Annotated in this window: 23 protein-coding genes and 1 pseudogene; 8 read left to right on the top strand and 16 right to left on the bottom strand. The window is 65.8% G+C overall.

Translation table 11 applies throughout. The features are described 5' to 3' along the window. Positions 1-679 precede the first annotated feature (679 nt). Together ACWGST_RS14425 and ACWGST_RS14420 are read right to left on the bottom strand one after the other, a co-directional pair. Entirely contained in the window at positions 680-3376 is a 2697-nt protein-coding gene (locus ACWGST_RS14425) for an ATP-dependent DNA helicase (RefSeq protein ID WP_452047357.1), read from the bottom strand. A gap of 154 nt (positions 3377-3530) precedes the next feature. Beyond that, positions 3531-4055 carry an ImmA/IrrE family metallo-endopeptidase gene (locus ACWGST_RS14420; protein WP_452047356.1) on the bottom strand — a complete coding sequence of 175 codons (525 nt, stop codon included), beginning with the start codon at positions 4053-4055 and terminating at the stop codon, positions 3531-3533. Here ACWGST_RS14420 and ACWGST_RS14415 point away from each other — a divergent pair. The 4 genes from ACWGST_RS14415 to ACWGST_RS14400 are packed head-to-tail and all read left to right on the top strand — an operon-like array spanning position 3986 to position 7328. Beyond that, positions 3986-4498, top strand: coding sequence for a hypothetical protein (locus tag ACWGST_RS14415; RefSeq protein WP_452047358.1), 513 nt, complete (start codon positions 3986-3988; stop codon positions 4496-4498). The genes ACWGST_RS14420 and ACWGST_RS14415 overlap by 70 nt on opposite strands. After that, complete coding sequence (locus ACWGST_RS14410; RefSeq protein ID WP_452047355.1) at positions 4495-6312, top strand: TraM recognition domain-containing protein; 1818 nt, start codon at positions 4495-4497, stop codon at positions 6310-6312. Before ACWGST_RS14415 ends, ACWGST_RS14410 begins: the two co-directional genes overlap by 4 nt. A gap of 9 nt (positions 6313-6321) precedes the next feature. Continuing rightward, positions 6322-6747 carry a single-stranded DNA-binding protein gene (locus ACWGST_RS14405; RefSeq protein WP_191170726.1) on the top strand — a complete coding sequence of 142 codons (426 nt, stop codon included), beginning with the start codon at positions 6322-6324 and terminating at the stop codon, positions 6745-6747. Between the two features lie 11 nt (positions 6748-6758). After that, on the top strand, positions 6759-7328 hold the full coding sequence (locus ACWGST_RS14400; RefSeq protein ID WP_191170727.1) for a hypothetical protein: 570 nt from the start codon (positions 6759-6761) through the stop codon (positions 7326-7328). 492 nt (positions 7329-7820) lie between these two features. On the opposite strand, the gene ACWGST_RS14395 is transcribed toward ACWGST_RS14400, so the two are convergent. After that, entirely contained in the window at positions 7821-12026 is a 4206-nt protein-coding gene (locus ACWGST_RS14395) for a hypothetical protein (protein ID WP_452047354.1), read from the bottom strand. A gap of 362 nt (positions 12027-12388) precedes the next feature. Between ACWGST_RS14395 and ACWGST_RS14390 the strand changes: the two genes are divergently transcribed. Next, positions 12389-12709: a substrate-binding domain-containing protein gene (locus ACWGST_RS14390; RefSeq protein ID WP_191170729.1), complete on the top strand. Its 321-nt coding sequence runs from the start codon at positions 12389-12391 to the stop codon at positions 12707-12709. Further along, positions 12681-13367, top strand: coding sequence for a nitroreductase family deazaflavin-dependent oxidoreductase (locus ACWGST_RS14385; protein WP_452047353.1), 687 nt, complete (start codon positions 12681-12683; stop codon positions 13365-13367). Before ACWGST_RS14390 ends, ACWGST_RS14385 begins: the two co-directional genes overlap by 29 nt. Here the strand turns inward: ACWGST_RS14385 and ACWGST_RS14380 are convergent. Both ACWGST_RS14380 and ACWGST_RS14375 read right to left on the bottom strand, forming a co-directional pair. Further along, positions 13333-14898: an ABC transporter permease gene (locus ACWGST_RS14380; RefSeq protein ID WP_191170731.1), complete on the bottom strand. Its 1566-nt coding sequence runs from the start codon at positions 14896-14898 to the stop codon at positions 13333-13335. The two genes, ACWGST_RS14385 and ACWGST_RS14380, sit on opposite strands and share 35 nt — an antisense overlap. Further along, a complete protein-coding gene (locus ACWGST_RS14375) occupies positions 14895-15800 on the bottom strand; it encodes an ABC transporter ATP-binding protein (RefSeq protein ID WP_191170732.1) in 906 nt (301 codons plus the stop codon). Before ACWGST_RS14375 ends, ACWGST_RS14380 begins: the two co-directional genes overlap by 4 nt. Before the next feature lie 117 nt (positions 15801-15917). Between ACWGST_RS14375 and ACWGST_RS14370 the strand changes: the two genes are divergently transcribed. After that, on the top strand, positions 15918-16451 hold the full coding sequence (locus ACWGST_RS14370; RefSeq protein ID WP_191170733.1) for a TetR/AcrR family transcriptional regulator: 534 nt from the start codon (positions 15918-15920) through the stop codon (positions 16449-16451). A 787-nt stretch (positions 16452-17238) separates the two neighbouring features. On the opposite strand, the gene ACWGST_RS14365 is transcribed toward ACWGST_RS14370, so the two are convergent. Together ACWGST_RS14365 and ACWGST_RS14360 are read right to left on the bottom strand one after the other, a co-directional pair. Continuing rightward, positions 17239-18054, bottom strand: a complete 816-nt coding sequence (locus tag ACWGST_RS14365; protein WP_452047352.1) for a hypothetical protein — start codon at positions 18052-18054, stop codon at positions 17239-17241. Positions 18055-18132: 78 nt separating this feature from the next. Then, positions 18133-18741, bottom strand: coding sequence for a TetR/AcrR family transcriptional regulator C-terminal domain-containing protein (locus tag ACWGST_RS14360; protein ID WP_191171077.1), 609 nt, complete (start codon positions 18739-18741; stop codon positions 18133-18135). Between the two features lie 42 nt (positions 18742-18783). On the opposite strand from ACWGST_RS14360, the gene ACWGST_RS14355 reads away from it, so the two are divergent. Continuing rightward, positions 18784-19191, top strand: coding sequence for a nuclear transport factor 2 family protein (locus ACWGST_RS14355; protein ID WP_191171078.1), 408 nt, complete (start codon positions 18784-18786; stop codon positions 19189-19191). A 100-nt stretch (positions 19192-19291) separates the two neighbouring features. Here ACWGST_RS14355 and ACWGST_RS14350 read toward each other — a convergent pair. The 9 genes and pseudogenes from ACWGST_RS14350 to ACWGST_RS14310 form a co-directional block, all read right to left on the bottom strand. Continuing rightward, positions 19292-19746 (bottom strand): annotated as a pseudogene (locus ACWGST_RS14350) (DoxX family protein). 102 nt (positions 19747-19848) lie between these two features. Further along, on the bottom strand, positions 19849-20817 hold the full coding sequence (locus ACWGST_RS14345; RefSeq protein WP_452047351.1) for a hypothetical protein: 969 nt from the start codon (positions 20815-20817) through the stop codon (positions 19849-19851). Next, the gene (locus tag ACWGST_RS14340) at positions 20810-21085 is read right to left on the bottom strand and encodes a hypothetical protein (protein ID WP_452047350.1); all 276 of its coding nucleotides are present in this window, start codon (positions 21083-21085) and stop codon (positions 20810-20812) included. The genes ACWGST_RS14345 and ACWGST_RS14340 overlap by 8 nt, the downstream gene beginning before the upstream one ends. Positions 21086-21472: 387 nt before the next feature. Next, positions 21473-22744: a tyrosine-type recombinase/integrase gene (locus ACWGST_RS14335; protein ID WP_452047349.1), complete on the bottom strand. Its 1272-nt coding sequence runs from the start codon at positions 22742-22744 to the stop codon at positions 21473-21475. Further along, a complete protein-coding gene (locus ACWGST_RS14330) occupies positions 22741-22974 on the bottom strand; it encodes a helix-turn-helix transcriptional regulator (RefSeq protein ID WP_452047348.1) in 234 nt (77 codons plus the stop codon). Before ACWGST_RS14330 ends, ACWGST_RS14335 begins: the two co-directional genes overlap by 4 nt. A gap of 202 nt (positions 22975-23176) precedes the next feature. Continuing rightward, positions 23177-23842, bottom strand: a complete 666-nt coding sequence (locus tag ACWGST_RS14325) for a hypothetical protein (RefSeq protein WP_452047347.1) — start codon at positions 23840-23842, stop codon at positions 23177-23179. Positions 23843-23862: 20 nt separating this feature from the next. After that, a complete protein-coding gene (locus ACWGST_RS14320; protein WP_452047346.1) occupies positions 23863-24729 on the bottom strand; it encodes a tyrosine-type recombinase/integrase in 867 nt (288 codons plus the stop codon). Between the two features lie 331 nt (positions 24730-25060). Beyond that, a complete protein-coding gene (locus ACWGST_RS14315; protein WP_452047345.1) occupies positions 25061-25261 on the bottom strand; it encodes a helix-turn-helix domain-containing protein in 201 nt (66 codons plus the stop codon). 190 nt (positions 25262-25451) lie between these two features. After that, on the bottom strand, positions 25452-25835 hold the full coding sequence (locus tag ACWGST_RS14310) for a hypothetical protein (protein WP_452047344.1): 384 nt from the start codon (positions 25833-25835) through the stop codon (positions 25452-25454). Positions 25836-26493 lie beyond the last annotated feature (658 nt).

The following is a 26493-nucleotide window of genomic DNA, read 5'->3' as shown; positions in this document are numbered from 1 at the left end:
GCCGTTTGACCCCGGTCGAATTCGAGGTCATCATGAACACGCCAGCCGCACTGGCTGCGTGACTACAACCTGTCACCTATCCGTGCAGCAGACCCGTCGGGTACGCGCTCACCTACAACCATCACTTCGGTTACGTTTCACTCCTGCGCCGCTTCGACCCGGTCGTCGAGGACGCACGCGAGCCCGTGGCACCACCGGCGCGGGTTGGAGTCGAAAGGCAACGGACCGCGAGTCGCGCGAACGGGCTCCGACTGTGAACCTCCCGGCCGCGCGGCTCGCACGCATCGCCCTCAGCACGAGCGGACAACGGTCGTGAAGATGCTCCTCGCCGCGCAGCGAGAAGTGATTGAGGATCCTTGGCTGGAGCGCCACCTTCTGAAGGAAGTGCGCCAAGAGGCCGCGATCGAAGTGGCCCAGCAGGAGTAACTGTTGGCGACTCAGCTCCCTTGATCTCGCCGAGCGCCTCGTCGACTCAGACCTGTGGGTCAACGTCCGCACACAGGGGCAGCAGAAGACCGCCGTCGCGAAGTTAATCGTTGACGAGTCGGACGGATGGATGCTTTCAGAGCCGTTCCTGGAACAAGTTCGTGTCGCGACCCTGGCCGAGGCTGTATAACGTAGGCGTCGATAGATAGGCCCCTTAGCCTTGCCGCCGAGCGTTTCCGCCCTTTGACCGGCCCTAGCTTGCGCGCACCAAGGAACGGCGCGCCGTGAGAAGTCCCACGTCCTTCTGGTTCGTCTTCCGCTCGAGCTTCTCGACGACGGCCTTCTGGGTCTCGGGTGTCCAGAAGACTTGGAGGTTCTCGCGAGCACGCGTGAGCGCGGTGTAAAAGATGCTGTGCGAGATGTCGTCCTCGTTGGCATCGGTGATGACGACCTTCACTGATTCGTATTCGAGACCTTGCGCGCGGTGGATGGATACCGCGTAGGCGACCTGGAACGGAATCGAGGTGTTGAGATCGACATCATCGTCGTCACTGTTTGCGAGTTCGTAAACGTCGAAGGCAACGACCGAGTCGCGCAGCCAAGTTAGGTCAGAACCCCAGGCGGAGAGCTCGGTCACGTCACGGTCGAGGTCGATTTCGAAGCGGATGTAGCCAAGTTGTCGATCGATGCCCACGATCGTGCCCTTGAGGTTGTTATAGATCAGCGGCTTGAAGCGTTCGCTGTCATTGAAGACGACCGGGTCGCCAATCTTGAAGGTCGCCGGCCCGAAGTCGACGGCTTCGTTCGGGTTACTGCTCTGCAGGAACCGATTGATGTTGTTGATGCCGTAGAGGCCGTCGTAGTTGAGACAGAGGATGATCTCGTCATCGCGGTGCGCCTGGAACAGCTCCTCGCTCAGCACGGTCGAGTTCTCGCCGCGTTCCATCGTCTCGGTGATGTCGTCATCCAGGTTGCGGATCTTCTGCCAAAGCGAGAGAAGATTCGCGTTGGTCGTGCGATACGGCGTCTCCAGCTCGAAGACGGACGAGGACGGCACGAACGACCGCATGATGCCGAACCAGTTGCCGAACTGGATGGACTCGATCTGGTAAACGTCCCCAACCAGGACGAGCAGCTTGAACTTGGTCTTCTGGAGCACCCGGAGGAGCGCCTCGTTACTCACCGTGCTGCACTCGTCGATAACCACGACCTCATACTCGGGATCGGATCCCGTGCGCCAGTTGTGGCTAGCGATCGTGCGGAACTCACCATGCTGCGTCTGCACTCGGCGCTTGAGGTTGTCCACCGCCGGGTGGGTGTTGGCAAGGAACAGCATCGGCTCACCGTTGAAGCGCTGCGCGATGTAGTCGATAGTCGTGGACTTCCCCGTACCAGCCGCACCATAGATCAGAGCCACGCGAGAATCCTTGAACAGCGCCTTGAGCGCAGCCGCCTTGATGGGGTCGTTGACGAGCGTCGGACGCTCCGCGAGCCACCGCTCCATTGCTTCTGTCCAGCCACCAACTCCCGAGCCGGCGTACTCCTGCACTTTCTCGACGATCTTGACGGTGTCGTTCTCGTAGCCGCGGATATAGACGTGGCCGCGATCCACATCGAGCGAGCGCGCCTTGTGCTTGTAGTAGAGGAGATCGTTGTGCCGCTGGATGAGCGCTGGGACATCGCCGAACGACTCGAGCTCGGTGAGCGGGGTGTAGAGCATGCCGCGCCGGTCGACGTTGTTCTTCACTCGTCGTGCCAGAAGCTCATGGGTGCGATCGGTCGGATCGATCGCTTCCATGAGGTCCCAGAACCGCGGCCGGTGCCCCAACGGAAAGGTACAGAAGGGCATTTGATCGAACGGGATGCAGCCCCACTGGAGGTTGAGCCCAGACAGGCCGCCGCAGCTGTCTGGGCTCCACTGCTCACGCAGGACGGCATTGCGCATCTGCAGGAGGAGGTAGCGGAGAAGTACGAACCCCGGCTCGCGACTGCGGATCGCAACTCGGGCCTTGTCCAGGACAGGGAAGATGTGCGGGGTCTGAGACCGCTCGGTAACCGCAGCCTTGATAGCTGCGTACCGCGCATCCGGCAGATCGACGAGATCAAGAAGCGTCGAGCCGGTTGAAGTGAGGTAGCGCATGAGCAGGCGGTACTCCGGGCTTCCGGTGTTAACCTTCGTGCGCGGGCCGAAGAAGCGGGCGAAATTGTCGAACTCGCACGGGCGGATCGACACCTCCCACTTCCGAATCACTAGGATCGGCATCGTCTGGCCAAGCACCTGAATCGCGTCCGCTCGCAGCGTCAGGCTTGCGGCGTACCGGTCACTAATGTCTTGGTCGGTAAAGGCGATGACCCGATCGAACTTGCTGGCTCGGTCGACCGGGTTCGTGAAGGTCACTTCGTAGTAGATGCGCCCGCCCACGAAGAAGGGCCGCGTCTTCCGGATGTAGTAGCGCGATGACCTGTCGCCACTCTCCGGCATCTCCCGCACCGCCTCGATACGGGCCGCGATCTTCTCGTGGTACTCCCGCAGAGACGGATCCAAGTCGATCGGGAATGACTCCAGATTGTCGAGGACGTTCATGCCGAACTCGTCGCTCAGGAACGTCCGGATACGCACGAGGTGCTCGTAGTACTTCAGCATGAGGCGCTCGGAGCTGTCCCCGTCGAACGTGTAATGCGATGCACTCGGCTGCAGCATCTTGTGGAATCGACGAAGGAAGCCGAGCTTGCCCTGCGAGCGGATGTGAGCGAGACCCGCCTCGATGGCGTCGTACTCGTACTCAGTCGACGCATCTCGCGTGTGCGCGAGTACGGCGGCGCCCTCGGTGAGGTGCCGAAGCTGCTGCAGCATGTTCTGAGAAAGAAGACCGCGGTTATCGCTCAGCGTGTCGATGTTGCCGCGGATAACCTCGTCGATGCTCCGGATGTGCGTTTCGACCGAGCTCACGAAGACACCTCATTCGAGGCGAACACGATTGCGGCACCTGATGTACTTGCGGTCCCCATTTTGCCCCCATTATGACAGCGGTCACTCAGCCGTCAAGCACGATTTGCATGCCGACGAACCCGTTCGAGATTGCCCATCACATCCAGCGATCTGACTAGCTGGCGCCCGCCGATGCTGGAACAACTGGCGTGGGGACGCGCGACGCGGCGATCTCAAAAAGCCCCATCGGTAGTCCTGACCCTTGAAGAAACTGGTCACCGTCCACTCCGGCCTCGCTCAGCACCTCGCGGGCACGCGGAAGCATCGATGGCATCTCAAGCGCGGAAATGCGTCCCGGCTCCGCCCGCCGCCACCCGTTCTGCGACATGCGCATCATCGCGTTGCGATAGGACACGTCTCCCATGACACCCAGCGCGCGGGCGCGGTAGAGCAGAGCAGCCAGGCTGACACCCCAGTGCTCCTTGAGGTCAGCAAGTTGAGACCACGCCCGCCCCGCCGTCGATGTCGGGAGGAAGGAGGCGATCTCCTCGGCAGGCATGAGGAACTCGGACGCGAAGCGGTTGGCTTGCTCTTCCGCAACAAGCGACCGCCGTACCGCCAGTTCTGCCCGTGATCGCAATGACAGTCGCCGCCGACGGCACGATGACCGTCGCCGTCGACGGGACGCCGTACGAGCCACCTCGATTCGGACCACCCTGGGTGCGGTCCTCCTTCGCGACCGTCATCGACTCAGTGCTCGAGGACCGCGGCTCACCGGTGCGGGTCCTCGTCTACGAATCAGACGGCACCATCTTCACTGACCTCGTCACCAGGCCCCTACAGAGGGCACTTGACCCGTCCGCGGAGCCGCCGCGTCGGGATGAGGTGGTCGGGACGCCCGTCGCCGAAGGTCTCATCGATGCTGCACCGTTCGTTGCGCCGCCGCGTGTCGTGTTCGGCGAGGACGGATTCATCCCTGGAGAGGACGTCGCCGTCGCGATCATCGTGCGACACACCAAGGCATCCGCGGCCGGCTCCGCGCGAGCACTGCTGGAACCGGGCATCTGCCGGGTCAGTGCCGACGGCGAAGTCGCCCTCATCGGGCGGATCTCCGGCACCTGCGTGATCGCGGGACTGACATGACCGCCAACAACGGCCTCGATGTCACCGGGCACGACGCACTGACCAACCTCGCCCTGCTCGCCCTCGGTGGAATCGTCGCGATCGCAGGCGTCCTCCGTGTGGCCGGCAATGTCGCCGCGTTCGTCACGGGAGCGGATCAGCCGACGGGTGGTCTCGCAGCCGGAATCGGCGTCTTCGGCTCACCCGGCGACCCTGGTGCTGCCCTCGGCTCCGGGGGACTCAACCCCATCGCCTATTGGGCAGCCGTCACCGTGCTCGTCGCGCTGATCGCGACAGCCGCCTGGTGGATCTGGCGACTCATCCGCAACCTCACGCACCACACCCGCACGGATCCCCACCGCATCGCCGGGATCGCGACATCAGCTGACGTCCGCCGCGCAGCCTCGGACCGCGCACTGCTGTCGAGAGCAACGCACCTGCGAGCATCCGTCACCAAACCCCAGCCCAGCGACGTCGGATACCTCGTCGGACTGGCACGCGGCACGAAAGTGTGGACCTCGGTCGAGGACTCCATCCTGGTGATCGGCCCACCCCGGTCAGGCAAGGGCGCACACATCGTCATCAACTCGATCCTCGACGCCCCCGGCTCAGTCGTGACCACCTCCACCCGGCCCGACAACCTCACCGCGACCCTTCGCGCACGAATGCGACGCGGCCCCGTCGCGGTGTTCGACCCACAGCAACTCGCGCCGGGCGTCCCGGCCGGCCTGCGGTGGTCACCGGTACGCGGGTGCGAGATCCCTCTCACCGCGATGATCCGGGCCGCGGGACTCGCGGCCGGCACCGGTCTGTCGAGCGTGGGAGTCGAGAACGGCGGCTTCTGGGAGGGAAAGACACGGACCGCGCTCCAGGCGCTCCTCCACGCGGCTGCACTCGACGGCCGGTCCCCCGCTGAGTTGTACCGGTGGACCCTCGATCCGGCCGCGGCACAGGATGCGGTGGCGATCCTCACCACGACCCCAGGCGCCGCAACCGGCTGGGCCGAGTCACTCGAGGCGATGATCGACGCCGACCCGCGAACGCGGGACTCCATCTGGCAAGGCGTATCGCTCGCACTCTCAGCCCTGGCCGACCCACGCGTCCTGGATGCCGTCAGCCCCGGCGAAGACGAGCACTTCGACCCCGAGGCCTTCCTCCGCCACAACGGCACCCTCTACCTCCTGGCCACCGGCGCAGGCGCCGGCGCCTCGTCATCCCTCGTCGCCGCGCTCGTCGAAGACCTCGTCGAAACCGCTCGACGCGTCGCCGCACGCGCCCCCGGCGCACGCCTCGACCCACCCCTCCTCCTCGCGCTCGATGAGATCGGGAACCTCGCCCCGCTGCCGTCATTGCCGGTGTTGATGGCGGAAGGCGGAGGCACCGGAATCACCACCATGCCGGTGCTCCAATCGCTCGCACAGGCCCGGCAACGATGGGGCGACAACGCTGCAACGGCAATCTGGGACGCGAGCATCGCCAAGATCGTGCTCGGCGGCGCATCCGGATCGCGCGACCTCCAAGATATCTCCACCTTGATCGGCGACCGCGACGAGGTCACCGACTCGATCACCGTCGGCGAACGCGGACTGCGCTCCAACCAGCGGTCGACCCGCCGAGTGCCGATCATGCCGCCGGACGTGATCCGGACCCTCCCGTACGGCACCGCTCTGCTCATGCTGAGGGCGGCGCCGCCGATCGTCACGCAGTTGCGGGAGTGGACCGCGCGACCCGACAGCGCCACGCTCCGTGACGACCGGGCCCGAGTCGAAGAACAGCTTCGGCGGGGAGAGCCGACGCACCTAATTGGTGATGGCCGAACCGCGGCCGCTTCGTAGGAGCATGCGATGACGATCCAGACCCAACAATCACTCTCCGGCTTCCTCGCATCGGAGCCCCAGCTCGCTTTCAACGCGAAGGGCGAGGCCCGATTCTGGGTGCGCATCGGCCAGGAACACTTCGAACGCAATGACGACGGCACCTTCACCCAGACCGAGACGACCTATCACGACCTCGTGATGTTCCGCCGCAACGCCGAACGCGCCTACGCCATGTTCAACAAGGGCGACGCCTTCATCGCCGAGGGATACACCCACACGTCGCCACGGCAGCGCGACGGAGAGACGGTCGAGGTTGAAGAGTTCGTCGCGAAGCGCCTCGGTCACGATTCCGCTCGGACGAACTACACCCTGCAACGCCGGCGCACCGTCCCGCCGCTGACGCCGGCGACACCGTCGGCTTCGAAGCCCGCAGTCCGGCCCGTCGCCCTCTGAGGTTCCAACCGATGCCTGCCGACGAGCCGCTCCACATCCCCGGCTACCAGTTCGACCCGCCGCCTGCCGACGCGCCGGATGGCGAGCCAGAAGGTCTTCCCTCGGTTCCGCGTCCGGTGAACTGGAACATTCTCACCTCAGACCAGGCCGCGTTCGAGTGGGTTGAACTCGACCGATGGGTGAACTGGCTGCGCCGCACCTACGGCCTCGGGCCCTCAATCCTCCCGCCCCTCTGGCACCGACACCCGGAGCTCGTCTGGGAACTTTCCGCCCTCCACCTCCACTGGCTGTGCGCCTACGACGAGCAGCAGAACGGCTCCGCCCCACTCGGATGGCACCAGGATTTCGCCGAGGCGCGCGCACGACTGCACGACTGGGTCGCCGCCTGCGGGGCTCGCCTCGACCGCGACCGCGCCACCCGACAAACCGCCTGGCCCGGAGAAGACCCCGCGCCCACGATCGCCGAAGCGTCGATCCAAGATAGAGCAGTCGACTTCCGCACCTTCGTCGTCGAGGACGTCGCGCGCCGCCGAGCGGTGGAAGACGCGTACATAGCCGCTGCAGGCAGCCAGTCCAGCTGAAGTCCGACCACTGCGATGTCGCCATTGGGGGCGGCAGTGGTTCGCAACCGCCGCACGCAAGGCCACCGCTGATTGCGAAAGTGTGCGTGCCACTCATACGTTCAATGCGTCCATGCGACGGAGTCTCTCGAATGGCGGCCCGCGATCGTATGGAGTTACCGCCCGGCCGCGCCCGCTAGTCGACCGTCGCTCGGGCCGCTGTAGCTGTCAGTTCACAGGCCGCGCAACTGTTCGCTCACTCGATAGTCGGCGTCCAACTGCGTCGGCGTCGACGAACAGACTGGTCTCTTCCCAGGCGTGGGCGTCCTCCACGGCCCGCCGTGTTGCGCCCCGGGTCTGGTTGAGGCTCGGGACCCCCGAGACGATGAGGAGCATGCGGAAGTTGAGGAGACGGCGACTCTGTCCGCGTGGGCGGTCAGCGACGAGGCCCCGGTCACCCAGATCCGGCGGGGCGACGCGCACGGTGACCTTGAGCCGTGCTCGGCCTTCTCGTCATCGTGCGGGCCGGAGGTGGATGAGCGCGGTCCGGTAGTGCTCGATCGCGTCGACGGCTGTCGTCGCGGCGTCGCCCGCAGCCACATCCGCTCTGGCGCCTGCGACGGCCCGTGTCTGGCGGTCGGTGGTCGCATGTGCGGCGGACTGGTCGATCTCGAGCACGATCACGGACTTCGCGATGAGTGCGACCAGGTTCGCTTCGCGGTGCAGTGCCGCGCCCTCGAGCGTGGCGGCCGCGGTCCTGAGCTTGACGAAGAAGCTGTTCTTCGCGCCGGCGCTGAGGTCGGCGAGCGCGCCTCCTGTCTTGGCGGGGTTCTTCCCGACCAGGACAATCAGCGCGGATGCCGCAGCATCACGGGTCGCCGGCGGGGCGGTGGGGTCGTCGATGATGCCCTGCAGATGCGCCGCGAGGATGCGGGTCGCGTCCGCGGCGTCGACAACGGTGATGGATGCCGCGGCTGAGCCGACGCCGGTGTCATCGTCGGTGACGGTGAACGTCACGGTTCGCTCACCGGTCGTGAGGTAGCGGTGGCTTGCTGAGATGGGGCTGCTGCCTTGGGTGGGATTCACCGTCCCATCGCCCCAGTCGATGCTGCTGGTGTGTGTGTCCTGCGTTCCCGGGTCGGCGAATGTCGCGATGGCGTCGATTTCCAGGCCCAGCAGAGCCACATCGAGGTCGCTCGGCGGGGCCGCCCCGACCGTGTAGCCGGAGCTGTCGCGGATCGTCCCGAAGGTCGCGACCGGTGCGACATTGTCGACTTGGACGGTCACGGCGTCCTCCCAGGCGCCTCCGTCGTCATCTGTCACGGTCACGGTCACGGTGTACTGGTCGGTGGGGGTTCCCGTTGGGTTGTCGTCGAGGTACCGGTGTGCGAGCTCCGGGAGACCTTCACCCGCGACCAGCTGGTGGGTTTCCGACTCCGATCCGTCGCCCCAGTCGACGGTCACGGTGTGCGTGTCGAGGGTTCCGGGATCGCTGAGGGTCCCGGTGAGGGTGGCGACTCCGTTCTCTGCGACGGGTGTCACTGCGAGGTCCCGCACCGCCGGGGCGACGTTGTCCACCCGGGCGGTGGCGGTGCCTTCCCCTTCGCCGCCGTCGTCGTCGGTCACCGTCACCGTGACGGTGTACTCATCGGTGGGGGTTGCGGTGGGGTCGTCGTCGAGGTAGCGGTGGGTCAGCTCCGGGAGTCCCTTGCCTGCATCCAGTTGATGGTCTTCCGGGCCCGTCCCGTCGCCCCAGTCGACGGTCACGGTGTGGGTGTCGAGGGTTCCGGGATCCGCGAGGGTGCCGGTGAGGGTCGCGACCCCGTTCTCGTCGACCGGTGTCACCGCGAGGTCGGTGACCGTCGGCGCGACGTTGTTCACCTCGGCGGGGGCAGTGGTGTCTTCCGATTCGCCGCCGTCGTCATCGCTCACGTTCACGTGGACCATGTAGGTGTCTGTCGTTCCGCTCGGGTCGTCGAGGTACTGGTGCGTCAGGTCGGGGAGTCCCTCACCCGCATCCAGGTCGTGGCCCTCCGGATCCGATCCGTCGCCCCAGTCGACGGTCAGGGTGTGGGTGTCGAGCGTTCCGGGGTCGCTGAGGGTACCGGTGAGGGTGGCGACCCCGTCCTCGTCGACGGGTGTCACGGACAGGTCCGATACTGTCGGCGCGATGTTGTCGACCCGGACGGGCGCGGTGTCTTCCCATTCGCCGCCGTCATCGTCGGTGACGTTCACGGTCACCGTGTACTCATCTGAGGAGGTGCCGGCCGGATCGTCGAGGTACTGATGGGTCAGGTTCGGCAGAGGCCCGAAGGTCGGACCTCCAGGACGAGCGGGCATATCCGCGTGCGATTGATGCCCGTCTCCCCAGTCGACGGTCACCGTATGGGTGTCAAGCGAACCGATGTCGTGAAGAGTGCCGGTGACGGTGGCGAGACCGTTCTCGTCCACCGCCGGCGTCACCGACAGGTCCGAAACCGTCGGGGCGACGTTGTCGACCCGGGCGTCGGCGTCGGCCTCCCCAATGCCGCCGTCGTCGTCGGTGACCGTCACGTGGACCGGGTACGTGTAGGAGGGAGTTCCACTTGGGCCGTCGTCGAGGTAGAGGTGCCGAAGTTCGGGCAGCGGAGCGAAAGCCGCAGCACCGACAGGACGCGCAGGAATCTCGGCCTGCGACTGCTGGCCGTCTCCCCAGTCGACCACGAGCGTGTGTGAGTCGCCGGTCCCCGGATCGATCAGTGTTCCCCGCAGGATCGCGGTTCCGTTCTCCACCCTGGCCGAGGCGATTCGGACATCGGTCACGGTCGGAGCGACGTTGTGGAACCTCACCGTCACGGTTTGCGAGGTCTGCGCCACGCCGTTGTTCGCATATACCGTCCAGGTCGCTGTGCTGTCGTCGACGAACCGAACATCGAATGTCGGGCCCCTGCTGCACTCGCTTCCCGAGGAGACCCAGCAGTACGTGATGGGACGGCCGTCCGGGTCTGTGGAAGCGCCGGCCCGCAGGGTGATCGTGTCGCCCTCGTTGACGTCATACGGTCCGCCCAGTTCGAGTACGGGGGGAGCAGGCGCGTCGTACACCCAGACGACGTGGAAGAAGCCGTCCTGGTCGTATCGTGCCGTCTCCGGAGAGGTGTACATCCAGTTGTCGTAGCCGCCAGGCGACTGCTTGACCAGGACCGCGACTGTGCGGCCCGGATAGATCAGCGATATCTCCTTCTGAAGGTAGTGGCTGCGCGCGGCCGCATTCGCGCCCGAGAGTTGCGTGAGGAGGTCCTTGACGATCGCCTTGTTGTTGCCCGCCGCGTTCCCGGGGCGGCCGTGCGTCGACAAGAACATGTAGCGGAAGTCCTCGTCCCAATTCGAATCAAGGTAGAGACCGTCGCCACCGGTGTCCCACGAGATCTGCCTATCGCGATCATGCAGCACCCACCCGATCATGGGATAGCTCGGCAGGAAGTGCGTCAGGATCTTCTGCATCGCCTCCCAACGCTTGGCCGCGTCAGCGTCGTCAGGAGAGATCTCGTCGACCTCGTTGTTGATCTGGATGCCCCACCACACGAACGCCTCGCTCGCCATTGACTGGAGTATCCCGATGTCGGAGATCAGGGGGTAGTTGTGCGCGATGATCGTCTCGATCAGCGAAGCCCCGGGATAATCCATCGCGACGATCCCCAGCTTGGACACCGAAAGCCCGCGATCACCGTCGATGTTCCGAAGCCCCAGCATCCATTCCACCATCAGCTCGTTGATCCCCTGACCCTCATAGCCGATCGCCCCGATCCCATCCACCCCTCTCGCGAAGCTGATCGGCTTGGCACCGGTGTTCGCGTTCAGACCCGTGACATAGATGTGTTCCTTGTCGGTATCGGCATCTGCAACCTTGATGTTCTCGACCAGCTTCTCTGTGTACGCGGGGATGTTGTAGAGGGTGTCGACGGCATCGCCGCCGACCGGTGCCCTTCCACCCGAGAAGAGCGCGGACCAGAGACCGAACTCGTCGAGATCGGCTGATCCTCCCCAGCCGCCCTTGCCCATCGCCTGCGGGATCAGGACGAGCTTGCCCCGCACCTGACCGAGCGTCGGAACGGTGGTGCTGCCGCCCTGGTCCCACACGCAGTCCTCGTCCTCGAAGCGCTCGATCTGCAACCGCAGCGCGGCCGAATAGGTCGAGTCGACCAGCGCGTTGCGGTCATCCTCCGTGAGATCGCTGTCAGGATCCACCTCGTCCCACTCGTCGTCCACCAGATCGAGGTCGCCCCACTGAACCAGCACCGTCTCGCGGGGGTTGTCGGAAAGGAAGCCGCACACGGCGGTCATGACATCGTCGCCTGTCATATCCCGGTCCGTGCCCGGCTCCTTGATGTCGAAGTCATTGTGATGAATCGTGAAGTAGTCGTCGGCGGCGTCCGTGTTGTCATTCACACGCAATGCCGCACGGATGTCGAGTTCGCGGATGCCGGAGTCCAGCTGCTCCCGCAGCGTCATCGTCTGCGTCTCCGCGAAGTGAAAGTTGAGCGTCACCGTCGACGTAGCGGAGTCATGGGTCCCAGGGATGGACAGCTCGCTGAGCTTCACATCGTCTGGAAGTGCGCTCATCCAGTAGTCGAGGTTCGCCACGCTGTCATCGTCGTCGCTGAACCCGCTGGCGTCGCCCGCGAAAGCCGCCGGCGCGATCACCCCGTACGTGCAGAACACGACACCCGTCGCCACCGCCACGGCCATTAGGCTTCGACGTCGACGTCGACGCGGCGTCGGCAACTCGTTCCGATCTGCTCGTTCGATCGAACGCAACGTGGACGAACCGTACGAAGTGCGCATGGCGCACCCCTTCCCCCAAGGCGGACCGCGCCCGCTCCAAGACGTCCATCCCAGCCATGACGTCAACTTTTCCCAAATGATGACAGGTATCACCGCGCTGCACCAGACCCGACATCTCGCGTCCGTTGCCGGATCGCCGACGCCCGTTGCGGCCCGCACAGCGTGCAGTGCGCGTTTGTGGATCCGCTCAGTCGGCTCGGGCCGAGCTCCCGACATCCCCATCCACCGAGTGTTGCCCATCACCTTCGAACGCGTTCACGGTGAAGACGAACGCGTTGCCGCTCGGGTACGTCGGAATCGCGGCCTACAACGATGAGGCGGCCATACGCGCGCTTACGCAGCGATCGCGGCAGGGCGGGCCGTGCCGAAAGAGTTCAGGCGTGATCGGCGTCGACAACTCCGTCCTCGCAAAGGTGATGGTGCCCTCACTCACCACAGTGGAACCGAAGATCGAGTGCAGCGCGCGCGAGATCGTGCACGCCATCCCGCGCCGCACCGAGAGCCTCCCGAGGGACGCCCTCGGCGTCGTGCGCAGACAGATCCGTGTATTGCATGGCGGATCCACGCGTGTTCCCGCGTAACATCGTGGCTCGACAAGACCGCGGACGACTCCGGGCAGCTCGGGCGGCTGGCGGCCGCTCTGAGTCGCTAGCCTATTTTCGGAACTTTCGGCGAGGAGGGTCGATGGCTGAGCATCCGTCAGTGGCCGAACGCATTCTGCGCATGCGATGGCTCATGCGCGCGCCGATCCCGCTGTACCGAGCGGGTTGGGGTTGGCTGCTTGGCCATCGGTTACTCATGATCGAGCATCTCGGGCGCGCATCCCACCAGCCACGGTTCGTCGTGGTGGAGGTCGTGGACCGGAAGCCGAATGTCGTACGCGTGGCCTCCGGGTTCGGTCATCGCGCCCAGTGGTACCGCAATCTGAGGGCGAACGGTGTCGCCTATCTGAGCACGGGAACTGCCCACCGTGTGCTCGCGAAGGTGCAGCTGCTCGATGCGGGCGGCTCCGCAGCGGTTCTTCGAGAATACTCGCGGCGACATCCGTTCGCGTGGCGCCTCCTCGGACCCGCGCTTACGAGCCTGAGCGGCGACGCCGTGACGCCGATCGTGGAATTCACCAGACCTGAAGGGTGGACACCCCACCACACCCCGCCGTCCCGGTGCCACGCGCCATCGCGCGCCTTCCTCATCCGATCTCGAGCTACTTCGGCACGTCGCGCCGGCGGAAACCCATAAGGCCGGCGACCGTGAGCACGATGAAGACGGCGAGCAACATCCATTCCGCGGTCCCCGAGACGTCATCGAGCGGGACATCGCCCACTGCGTGCAGCGGTGACAAGTTCAGCGCCCATTCCGGAAGATCGACCGTGCCGCCGAGGAAGGCGACGAACGCGACGTAGCCGAGCACGAACCATACCGCAGCGACCCAGCGCGGCAGGAAGCCGAACAGCACGCAGGCGATCCCCACGATCACGAGGACGGCGGGCAGATAGGCGAGGGTGGCGGCGAGGATCCCGTCGACAGCGGGGCCCGCCGTGAGCTCGAGGCCGGCGCCGCCGGCGACGAGGGTCAGCAGGGCGGCGACCATACCGGTGCCGAACTGTGCCGAGCTCCACCCCACGCGCGACACGGACCGGGCGAGGACCGGCTCGAGCGCTCCCCCCGACTCTTCGGCGCGGATACGCGACAGGGTCTGGCCGACGACCCCGATCGCCATGAGGGCCAGCAGCGTCAACGACAGGGCTATGTACGAGCTGTTCGCGTCGCCCGGGTCGGGGAAGAACTCGGCCATGGCCGGATTCGCGGCGATGGCATCGGAGATGTCGTCGGTGAACGCGCCGAAGACGACCCCGATCACGAACGCGCCCACGATCCAGCCGACAGCTGCCGGTACCTGCATCCACGCGGCCACGCCGAGCGGCGTGCGCAGCAGGACGCCGCCTCGCGCCGGGCCGCGGCGCGAGGCGAACAACGCTGCGCCGAGATCGCGCTGCGAGACGAGCGCGAGGCCTGCCGCGGCGAGCGCCATGGCGACGACGACAGACAACAGCAGTGGCCACAGCCGCAGATCGTCGGTGAAGGGGCGCGTCTCCTGCTGCCAGGCGAGCGGCGAAAGCCACTTCCAGCCGTTGTCGCGGACATCGCCGATCGCTCGGGTGACATACGAGATGCCGAGGACCACGATGCCGACCGACACGACGCCGGCCGCACGTCGGAAGAGCTGCCCGGCGAAGGCGGCGATGCCCGCGAAGACCAGACCCAGCGCTGCCATGGATCCGCCGTAGGTCGCGGCTCCACCGAGATCCTCCCCGTATGAGACGAGCGTGACCGTCATGCCCGTGCCCACGAGCAACAGCGCGATCGTCGTCGTGAGGAGTGCGGCCGTCCAGGGCGCGCGGATGCCGACGCCGCGCGAGCGCAGCAGCTCCAGCATCCCCTGTTCCTCCTGCGCGCGCGTCTGCCGCACGACCAGGAGCAGACCCATCAGCGGGACGGCGATCGCCGCTATGAAGCCGAACTCGTTCGAGACGACACCACCGAGCGTGTCTGCGCCGTAGGGGGTGCCGTTGATGGCGGCCAGCGCCGGGTCGGAGGCGACGGTCTCGTTGTAGGTGGCCAGCTGCTCCGGGGTGCCGTAGAGGCCGTCAATCGCAGCGACTGTTGCGAGGTAGCCGCCGACGAGCGCGACCACCCAGACTGCGGGCGCCAGCCACCCCGTGCGCAGCTGGGTGCGCAGGACGGCGGTGAAGCCGCGTCGCGCGCTCATCCGGCCGACTCATACGCGTCGAGGAACAGCTCGTCGAGGCTGGGGGGTCGCACCGTGAGCGCCGACGTGCCAGCGGCAAGGATCGCGGGCAGCACACGGTCGAGCGCGGCCGGATCGATCGAGAACGAGAGGTCCGTGCCGCCGTCGATAGTCGGCGAGATCGCCAGATCGGCCACGGCGGCGTCGGACGAGAGCGCCACGGGCGCGCGCGTGACGGCATGCACGGTCGTCCGGGACAAGCGCCGCAGCTCGGCGACGCTCCCTGACTGCACGACACGGCCATGGCGGATGATCGTCACGTTCTCGCACAGCGCGTCCACCTCGCTGAGGATGTGGCTCGACAGCAGCACAGAGGCGCCGGCATCCGCTCTCTCTCGCACGCATTGCCGGAAGACCTCCTCCATGAGGGGGTCCAGTCCCGAGGTCGGCTCGTCGAGGACGAGCAGATCGGCCTCGGCGGCGAGCGCGGCGACCAGCGCGACCTTCTGGCGGTTCCCCTTGGAGAGGTCGCGGATGCGCTTGGAAGGGTCGAGGTCGAACCGCTGGACGAGGTCGTCGCGGCGCTTTTCATCCAGCGGAGCGCCGGAGGACCCGAGCAGGTCGATGCACTGACCGCCGGTCAGCTGCGGCCACAGCGCGACGTCACCGGGCACGTAGGAGAGGCGCCGGTGAAGCGCGACGGCGTGCCGCCACGGGTCGCGGCCGAACAGCTTCGCTCGCCCGGCCGAGCGGCGCATAAGTCCCAAGAGGATGCGGATCGTCGTCGACTTCCCGGCACCGTTCGGGCCGAGGAACCCGAGCACCTCGCCCCCAGTGACGGTGAGATCGAGTCCGTCAAGCGCCGTGACGGAGCCGAAGCGCTTGACGAGGCCCGCGACCTCGATGATCGGCTGATCGGACACCCATCCTCCAAATGTCAGTGACTGCCACTTGGCAGTGACTGTACCCTGGGCACCATCCGAGGGCAAGGAGGGCCAGTGGATCTGCGGGAGCGTACGCGACGGGAGACAATGCGTCGCGTGCAGTCGATCGCGCTCGACCTGTTCGAGCAGCGCGGATACGACCGAGTGTCGGTGGCCGACATCGCACGGGGGGCGGAGGTCGCCGAGCGCACAATTTACCGCCACTTCGGAACGAAAGAGCGCCTCGTGCTGCTCGACGAGCTCGACGAGATGGCCGGAGCCCAGATCGCGCGCCTCGCAGCTGACCGCGACCTGCGCGAGGCGACCCGACTCGCAGTGCGCGGACTGCGACAGTCACCCGAAGTCACCCCACAGCAGTGGGCAGACTCATTCCGCAGGCTGAGACTCATCTACCGTGAGCCGGCCCTGCGCGCGGCGATGGCCTCGGCGATGGACACGCTGACAGCGGAGCTGGCAAGGGCCGTCGCGGTGGAACGCGGCCTCGCACGCGACGATCGCCCGACGCATGCCGGTGTCGCCGCAGTGTTCGCGTCCCTCGAAGTCGCATGCCAGGGCGCCCTCGACGAGGCCACGCCCGAAGCCCTCGAACGCGAGATCCTCCTATGCCTGGACGCCCTCGACCGCTTCTGAGTTTCGTCAGCGGATGACCGGACTCGCGGGCGATGCCATGGCCAACCGAGCGTGCCGAGAACGATGCGTCGGACCGTAGCCGGAGGGTGAGCGCTACTGAGACCGGTCGGGCTCACGTCGACATAGTAGGGCCCCGATGGCTACGCTCGTCCACCGCAGTTGCGTTGACGCGCGAGCGGGATGCCGCATTGCTGACGCTTCCTCATCGGTCTTGGCCACCGGCACCGTCGGACGCCAGCGAGGTCGCCGCACGCTGGAGCGCGGGACGAGCGTCCTCTTCGCTGCCGCCCGTGACCTCCAGCTGGCGGAGCTCGCCGGCGTCGTCGTACATGCGGGCACGAGCATGGAATCGACCTCCCGCAAGCTTCGTGATCTGAACAGCGCCGATCTCGCCGGCCGGATCCGTGGTCTATGCATGGCCCCGCTCCCTGGCCCACGCCACGATGTCGAGGCCGCGGCTGGCCCAAGCAGTTCGACCACACATGACCGGACCAGGCGCACACGGCACCACCGTCGAGTATGACCCCATGCGCGAGCAGATCCGAGACTGAGCGATCACTCGCTCGTCGTCGCGATCATCAGCCACGACCCGCCCACCACGCCCGATGCCGACCTCCGCATCCACACACCCCGACCCACCAGAACTCGAGGGGATTCCCGACTCTGGCGGTGCCGCACACAGGGGGTGGCAACGGAGCGGGCTCACAGCCGTACGCAATGTACCTCCACCAGGCCTTGCCCGTTTATGGATCCGATGGTTGCACTTGGTGGTGGGCTGCTGGGTCGGTCAGGCGCGACTTCTGCCTGGCGGCTCGATCCAGACGTGAAGCGGCGACACCAGTGTCCACGAGTCCCAATCTCGAACCTTCTGACCGAAGATGCAGTACTTGCCGCCGCTCCAGGCCCATTGCCGCACCTCCGTTTGGATAACAGATCCCGTGCCAAGCGTGCTGACGACCGTGCCGCCCGCGGCGTGCGCAAACGATACCCAATATGCGGGTGCATGATCTGGACTCGTGCCCAGTCTCACCTGCTTTTGCACCTCGTCAGCGACCTCTGAGGCGGCCTTGACGGATAAGTCGTTCCGAGGCCAATTGGCGTGGTCCGGCACGAAGTCCGGATGAACCAGTCCACCGGGGCCACCCACGAGAACGAAGTCCATCATCATGGCCGCACGGGGCTCCGTGCGTAACTCGCCGGCAGATTCAAGATAGGCCCGGAGTACTAGCGCCTGGGCGAGCGAGTCGGAAAGGTTCCAGTTGATCGTGGCGTGCCTGCCACGGGCAGACTCAAGGGTGGCCTCGGCAACCACCGCCTTGAGCTTGGCATTGGCTCCGCCAGTCGTCTCTACGGACTTGCTGAAGGTATCGATCGCACCTAGCTTGCCGAGGAACCGATCCCCGAGGCGCTTCTGATTCAGGTAGAGGTTCGGATAGCCGGTCTGAGGAAACGTCAATTGATTAAGCGTTTCCTGAACTGACTCATACCAGGGCGACATCACGTTCCTCCCAGACAGTGCGCACAGTCTCCCATTACCCGGCGAGGTCAGCAATGGATGCAAGCGCGCGACGCTGCCGCGCTCGTGGCGCTCCGCTTCGGGCATTGCCCGGATGGGGATCCCGGCCGGAGGCTCGCCTGGGTATGTCAGTCACCGCGGCTCATAGTCGTCTGGCGGAACCGTTCAGGTTCCGAGGATGAGGCGCAGTCCGATGACGAATCGGTCTTCCGTTTCTCGTCGTCCGAGGTCGGACATCGCCTCCCTGACGAGGGGCGAGTCGATGGCAAGCCCCGGCGCGATCTTCCGCGGCATGAGTTCTTGCAACACCCATCCGAGCATGTAGGCGACCGCGGTGACGTGCCGGTCGGTCGCCTCCCTCAGCGGCATCCCACTGTCCGTGAGCAACGTGAGAGATCTCTCGGTGAGACGCGCGCTCGCCTGGGTGAGTCGTGGAAACTCCAGGATGAGCAAGGCGGCCTCTGAGTGGTCGAGCAGCGCCCGCCGGTACGCGACGAATGCGGCCACCAGGTCCGGAGACGGCGGTAACCGCACCCCGTCGAGAACGCGTTCGACGACCAGTTCGATCAGGTCGTCCTTGCCCGCGACGTGGAAGTAGAGGGACGCAGCTGTCACATCGAGGTCCTGTGCCAGCCTGCGCATCGTCAGAGCCTTGCGTCCCTCGCGATCGAGCAGCGCAACGGCGGCGTTCGCCACGCTGTCGCGAGTGATCCCGCGATGCCACTCTCGCTTGGCCCGCGGACTGCGGTCGGCGCTCTTGACAGGATCATCCATGAACGACAACCTAACATCGTTAAGTTTACCTGAGGAGGAGACATGGCGTCGAACATCGAAATCGTGCAGCAGCTGTACGGGGCATTCATGCAGGGTGACATCGACGGTGTCCGTGACCGCCTCTCTGCTGACGTGGAGTGGCGGGAGCCGGCTTATCAAGGCGACGGGGGCGCGTACACCGGCCCGGACGACGTGATCGCCCACCTCTTCGAAGGCGAGCCCGTCGTCGAGGACTACCGGCTCGAGATCGTCGACATGCTCGCCAGCGATCACCGCGTCGCGATCGTGGCCGCGACCTCCGGAACCCGCGACGGGCGTCCCCTCACAAACGAGTACATCCAACTCGTCACCATCGCCGACGGACGAGTCAGCGCCGTCCGCAACTACTGCTGGGACCCCCAGGCTCTCCGCGAATTCTTCGCGCCCGCACCCGACCCCGCGAACGTCTGACCGACTCCGAGCGAGCAGACACCCTCCATCGCGCAACCCCGTCACGGTCCCCTTAGTGCGCAATGCTCGTTTGCGGATCGTGACGACGTGGTGGTGTTGGTCAGCTTCGCCTGCGCCTGGGCCCGCGCGGACGTAGCGCCGCAGTCGTCGCTTGCGACCATGGCCCCGCGGACCACAGCGCCCACCCGATGAGGATCGGCTGGAGAACAGCCTGTTGAAACGGGCCCGATCAGTGCGCAGCAGCGGCGCCGAGCGTCCTGTTCGCCAATGGTGCACGTTTCCCGGGAACACCGCGACGAAGAACGCCGCCGTCAGCGCCCCGACGGTGCGCCGCTCACGCGGAAGTGCGATCAGCGCCCCGCCGAGCATGATCTCGACAACGCCTGAGGCCACGACGATCGCGTCCTTGTCGAGGCCAGATGGACGAGTGGCCCAGTCCGGGACGGCGATCTGGAAGCCTCGCCTCGCCCAGAACAGGTGCGCAAGCCCCATGTAGACGAGAAACCCGCCGAGAAGCATCCGAGCGCCAGTCCGCGCGGTCAGTCCCACCGTCATCGCGTCAGTCTGACAGGCTTCCTCCGCTTCGGATCGGATCGATCATCCACACCGACAGCGCGCAACGGCCCCGGTTGCGCGCAATGCCCGCATAGGGATCGATCAGAGCGAAAGATCGGGCCCGCGACTGGCCCGATCCGTCGTCAGCCAGCGGAAGACCGTCAGCGACGATGTCGGGGACGCGACGCTTGCACGGCGGTAGCCACGACTCGCGAACTCAAGCGCGTGACGGCGCGGCTCCGTGTACACGTCGAGGGGCAGCATCCCGCCCCGGAAACGCGCGCGCGAGACCTCAGCGACCCGCGCCCGCAACTCGACCTCATGCTCGGCGAAGTACTCGTCGGCGATCGCGAGGATCTCGCGCACCACACGACGGTTCTCCGAACGCTCCTGAAGAGCCTGGACCAGGCCGGGAGGAGTCGGCTGGTCCTGAGCACGGATACGAGCGACGTCCTCACCCGTACGTTTCCGCGCGAAGAAGGCGTCGGCCACGGCGTCGTTGTGGCGCCGCTCCGGCGCGTGCACGCGGTGCAACTGGCGTTCTGGAAGCCCGGCCCGCGCGCGACGACGTGCCTGGCGCCTCGCTTCGTTTTCGCGTTCGCGATACGTCGCCCGCTGATCTGGAGTGGGCGACCAAGTCGAATCGCGGCCGACCTCCCGGGCACGGTCGACCGCGCGCCGACGAGCCTCGTTCGCCTTGTCCGGGTCAGCAGCCTCCCGAGCACGCCGGCGCTCCGCAATCGAGTCACGGTTCCGGTAGTAGTAGTCACGCTGAGCCTGCTTGTACGCCCCAGGATGCTTCTGCTTGTACCGTTCACGTGCTTGCTGACGCTCCTCTGGGTGCTCCTTCGCCCACGCCTTCGCGCGCTCGACCCCCTTCTGGCGCCGCTCCTTCGCGTCGCGCTCGCGCTGAGCCTGATCGCGCATGTACTCGCGGTTCTTGCGGCGGATTTCCTCACGGTTCCGGTCACGGTACTCGGCGTAGTACGTCGGGTGGGCGTCGTTCCAAGCCTGACGCTGAGCGGCGAGGCGCGCTGCTCGCTCGTCATCGCGCGATTGCGCGTCACTCATGGCCATCCGCCGTGAGCACGCCGTCGAACTCCGCGAGAGCCGTGAACAGCTCCTCACGCGTCGCCGTCGGGTCGGTAATCGCTCGCGCGAAGAGCCCGCTCATCCGTTCGCGCTCACCGTCGGACACGTCACCGAGCCGTACGAGGCACCATTCGACGTCCTCGGCGAGGCTGTAGCCCGGATCATGTGCCTCGATGCCGGGGTAGTACAGAAACGCGAGCACAGCCACGTGCTCGAGGACAGCGTCAACGCGCTCACGATCGCTCATGGCAGGAAGGTGCGTGTGCCGCGCCCACCAGCCGTTCGGCGATGTCTGGGACCCGTTCTACGCTCATCCACGTTCGGCCGGAGGGAGGACGCTTGTGGCCGAACAGAGCCGGTGGCACCCGCTTCTTGCAGCGCGGGAAGGTCCGACGGGCACGTGGAGCTGGGTGGACGCGTTCGACCGCGTCTACGGAACCATTGAGCTGCGTCGTGTGAGCGCCACCAACCTCCGTTACCGCGTCAGCTTCCGCGGCGAGCTCATCGGCTGGTCCACAACCCTCCGCCTCGCGTGCGAACGGGTCCACGCCGAGTTCCTCCGCCACCACGGCCCCAGCGGCGGACCGATCGCAAGCTGGGGCACGGACAAGCGAGATCGATAAGCCGAGAAGCCTTACGCAGCCTCGATGTCTTCGTCGTCGAGGAAGTCGAGCGCCGAGTCCTCGGCTGCGCCGTCGTCGTTCGAAAGAAGCGAAGCATCGGGGCTCTCGCGGCGCAGGGTCCGCTCGAGAATTCCTGCGGGCCCTCGATCCACGGTGCGGTCGGGCTCGATGTAATGGCCTTCGGTGATCGCGGTCGATCCGTGTCCGAGGAAGGTGGCGGCAGCATCGGCGCTCGCCCCGCGCGCGATGACTGTCGCACCGGTTCGTCGGTACCAGCGAAGGGTGATCCCCTCCCCCGTGAGATCCGCCATCTCGAGGAACGCGCGGAAGGTTCGTCGCACGTTGAACGGGCTGAGGGGTTTGCCCGCGCGATTGGCGAAGATCGTCCGTTGCGGGTCGCTGGTCGGGATGCCGGCGAGCCGTGAGCGAATCACGGCGGCTGCGAAGTCGGGGACGGCGATGCGGCGGATGGAGTGCTCGGTCTTGGGGTGGTCCTGCCGGACCGCGCCGCTGCCGGTGCGCAACACGACCGTTCCTGTCACGGAAATCGTCATCCCGTTGGGACCGTCGTCGACATCGCACACGCGCAGAGCGAGGCACTCGCCAATGCGCAGCGCGGTACCGAGGAGCACTTCGATGATGTCGCGCACCTGACCGTCGGGCTTAGGCCCTTTGACGTCGGGACCGGTCCGCCAGCGACTGGCGGCGTCGCGGATTGCACCGATCTGCTCGATGTTCAGCGCCTGCCGCTCGCCCTTCGGCCTCCGCAACGGGCTCGTCCCCTGCACGGGATTCCGCGGGATCGCATCATGTCGGAGAGCAAACGCGAAGAGCTGGTTGAGGACGGTTCGCGAGTGGTGCGCGCGAGAGAAGGACGCTGCGCTCTCTGATCTGAGGAACCATTCCACGCGGCCCGTGGTGATCTCGCCGAGCGAGAAGTGTTCGAACTGTGGCCTTACGCGGAGCCGGAGATCGTCGCGATAGCTCTTCTTCGTCCCATCCGACAACTCGCGCAACTCCAGATCCTCGAGCCACAGGTCGGCGAGGTCTCGGAAGGAGCTGCTGAGGTCGAGGAGGCCGCCGGCTCCAAAACCGGGTCTGTCGAGGAGACGCTCCTTCAAGCGGGCTCGCGCCGCCGATTCGGTGCGAGCAGCACCGGTGACTCTGCGCAGGCGCCCGTCGGCGTCGCGGATGCGCGCGAGAGCCACGTAGGAGGTGCCGCGCCTGGTGACGCTGATGGTCCCGTAGGAGCCGATCAGGGTACGTGGACGTCCGCCGTTCATGCTGCACCGCCGGCGTGGCGCTGCTGGTCAGCCTGTTCCATGCGCTCGACCCACGCATCGATCTCGGCCGTGCGGAACCTTAGCTGGGTGCCGACACGAAACCCATGCGGCCCACGGCCCTTGCTTCGAAGGTCGTAGATCGTCTGAACGGAGACCTTCAACTCGGCGGCCAGCTCAGCCAACGAGACGTAGTTGCCCAGTCCCGACTCTGAGGTGCCACCGGTATCCATACAGCGAAGGTGCGCGGGCGCCACCGCGTACCTTCCAGATAGCTCTAGAAGGCTCGAAAGCGCCCTGTGGCGACTTGGCGAAGTGTCCAGTAAACGACTACCAAACATTCAAACTCCCTGATCGGGGAGTGAAGTTTTGGTGCTTTACCGGGAGTTTTGGTGGACCTGAGGGGACTCGAACCCCTGACCCCCTGACGCCGGTTCAAATCTCCTCCTCGATCGCGAGTCGCTCCCGCCCCGGTCCCGCTTCACGCCGACGCTGTTCGTGGCGAAGTTCGATCCGTCCACGCACAATCTTCCTGTGGGCACCCAGGTCGCCGAGACGTGAGGGCGCGTCATCCCGCGCCCCGGAGCCAATCGGGTTCGAGATGATCACGCCCTCGCCGACCGCGAAGTCCAGGAGCAACTCGATCACCTCGCGTGAGGACGCGGCAACCCCCTCCGATGCGGCTCTCTGAATGGCCAAGCGCTGTTCGATTCGCTCCGCGGTGATCTCGCCGATCGTCAAGTCGCCGAAGGCCGGCGCGAGCTGCGTTCGAACGATGTGCTCACACCGGGCGTGCGTGGCCTCGCTGACATCCGATAGCCACCCGAGGTCACTGAGCCACACGTACACGAGTTCGTCGAAGGGGGCCCCCGGCGTGAGATATCGCCAGCCATCGAGCTCCGAGAATCGCAGTCGCTTAGCCATCCGCTCTTTCAGCAGTGCGCAAGCGGCGGAGGCGGTGTCGGCGGTCGCGGTCACACGGTGGAGCTCTCCGTCCCACAGCCGCAGTCGTGCGATTGCGCACGTCTGACCGCTGGCGACGACCCGGGTGGTGATGGTGCCGTGTGTGCCCATTTCGAGCGGCGATCGTCCGGGTCTCATGTTGCGCCTTCCTTCTCCTGTCAGGATCCGAGGACTTCGTCGAGGATGTCGATCGTGATGGGGTCGACTTCGACGGCGGAGACGACGTAGCTCGCACGCGTGATCTGTTCATTTGCGTGCCCGAGTAGACGTGAGGCGAGCGTGATGCCCGCCGCACGCTCGACGAAGGTCGCCGTCGTCCGTCGATAGAGGTGCGTCGTGAACTCGTCGACGTCGACACCCAACACGGTCAAAACCTCGGTTGTGTCTTCTACGAAGGTGCGCAGCAGTCGCTCGTAGTTGCTCACACTCATCGGCCGGCCAGTCTTGGTCGGAAACAGGAACGCGTCCTCCCCCGGCCCCGCGAGCACCAACCGGTTGCGGACGGCGGCGGCCGCGACGGCCGGCAGGGCGATGCGTCGCCGCTGCCTGGCGCGCTTGGGCGCCTCCTTTCGGTGCAGTCCCTGCTTCTTGGTGCTCACGATCGTCCCGTCGACGAGCACTGTGGGTGGGGAGGTGGTCATGTCGACGTCTTTGCGCCGGAGACCGAGGCACTCCCCCACGCGAGCCGAGGTGCCGAGCATGATGTCCATTCCGTCGATCAGCGCCCGGTAGTTCGGACGGGGACCGGAACCGCCAGTCGCCCGCCATCCGTGCATGAGCTCGCGGACCGCCGCGACCTGCTGGGAGGTCAGCGCCGAAGTCTTCTTGTCCGGCATCGGCAGCCGCTGGACGTCGCGAACGGGATTGCGCGGGATCGCGTCATCCCGCACGGCGTAGCCGCAGATCAATCCGAGCACGGCGCGGGCCTTGCGGGCCTTCGAGAGCGAGCCCTCGCGCATGATGCTCTGGATGATCCTGTCGCACCGACCGACCGTCAGCTGATCCAGCGTGACGCCGCCGCACATCGGCTTCAGAACGAGCCGAACCGCGGACTCGTAGGACTCGAGCGTCGAGTGCGCGAGGCTTCCGGCGTCGGCACGAGCGTTCGCCTGCACCAACCAGGCGTCGGCTGCCTCAGCGATCGTGCTCGACCCGGTGAGCGCTCCGGCACCGCCCGACGTCAACGACGCCGCCAGACGCCGAAGCTCGGCGCACGCGTCCTCTTCGGAGTCTCCCGTGGCCTTAAGCTGTCGGAGTTCGCCGGCGTCGTCGCGCATGCGGGCACGGGCACGGAAGCGGCCTCCGGCGAGCTTCGTGATCTGCACGGCGCCGATCTCGCCGGCCTGGATCCGCGGTCTAGGCATGGCGCTGCTCCCTCGCCCAGGCCACGACTTCGAGGAGGTCGTAGCGGACGTGCCGGCCGAGCTTCATGTACGGCGGGCCGACATGATTGAGGCGCCAGTCCTCGAGCGTCCGCTCCGGCACTTTGATGATGTCGGCGATCTCCGCTTGCGTCCTGAAGTCCGGCGGTGCGACGCCAGAGTTGCCGATGTCCATGCACAGAAGGTGCGCCGGTGTCGTCCGTGGACATCCGTACGGGATGCCCCCAAAGCGTGGAGATCGGGACCCGAGCCCCGCGCACAGCCATGCGCGCGAGTATTTGGTCCCGTTTCTGGTCCCGGACCCGATCAGACGGGTCGAGACACCTCGAAACGAGGGTGAATTCTGCTGCGGAATCCTGCGAAAACTACTGCTGGGGTACCTGGACTCGAACCAAGAACAACTGAAACTCATCCGCATCGGTGGGGTCAGTCTCACTCGCGAGAGGCGCAGCTGCCATCCACTCGAAATAGACCTTTAGCACGTCCGATTCCGCTACGGCAGCCGAATAGCGGCGGTCCCCCCGAAAGTAGCCAATCTCGACCCCCACGCGTTGCCATGCGTCAAGCTCGGCGACTAGCACGGCACCGAGAGGCGCGAACAGAACTGAGCCGTCTGACGCAGCCATCGACTTGAAAAGGACTTCAATTGGGTTGAACCGCGAGACCTCATTCGTACCTTCGGCGAGCGCGGCCGCTCGGAGAAACATCTCCTCGTACGCCCGCATGCGTTGCTCCGCGACGTCGCTCATTAGTAGATCCACTCAACGAACGAATAGGGAGTCTGATACTCGTCGTCTGGTTTGCAGACCGATGTGTGATTGCGTCCCGGTATGTACATCGAGGGAAGATCCTCTGGGTACGGCTGCACCAGCACGACACGATCTGGATCCGCCCACATCGTCGATGCCGCCAACCTGCGTGACGCATCGCCTGCGATAGCCGCGCGAGTATCGTCGCGAAGTTCACGAAGTATCCCCGACTCGGGCTGGGACAGGGCAACATACGCGGGTGATCGGCTGAGATATGCATTGATCCCACCCCAGAAGCCGGTCTCACGCACGACACCAAGTAAGCCGGACGGCCCGAACCCTGCCGTTGCTGGAGAGAAGAGCGCGAGTCTTGTACTAAAGCCGGGCGAGTACAGCAGCGACCACGGTGTGGGCCCCAGATTGAATTCGTCGAGGAGCATCCTTCGAAGAATCACTCCACCCAGCGAGTGACCAGCCAGGATGAGTTGTTCATAGTTTGGCCCACGTACGCCAGCACCGCCCGGAAGTCCCTCAAGCGACCGTAGCCATGCTCGAAGATAGGAGGGTCTGCTGCACGGATAGGTGACAGGTTGTAGTCACGCAGCCAGTGCGGCTGGCGTGTTCATGATGACCTCGAATTCGACCGGGGTCAAACGGC

It is taken from the genome of Agromyces sp. NPDC055520, assembly GCF_053619715.1.
This window is presented reverse-complemented; position numbering and strand designations above follow the sequence as displayed.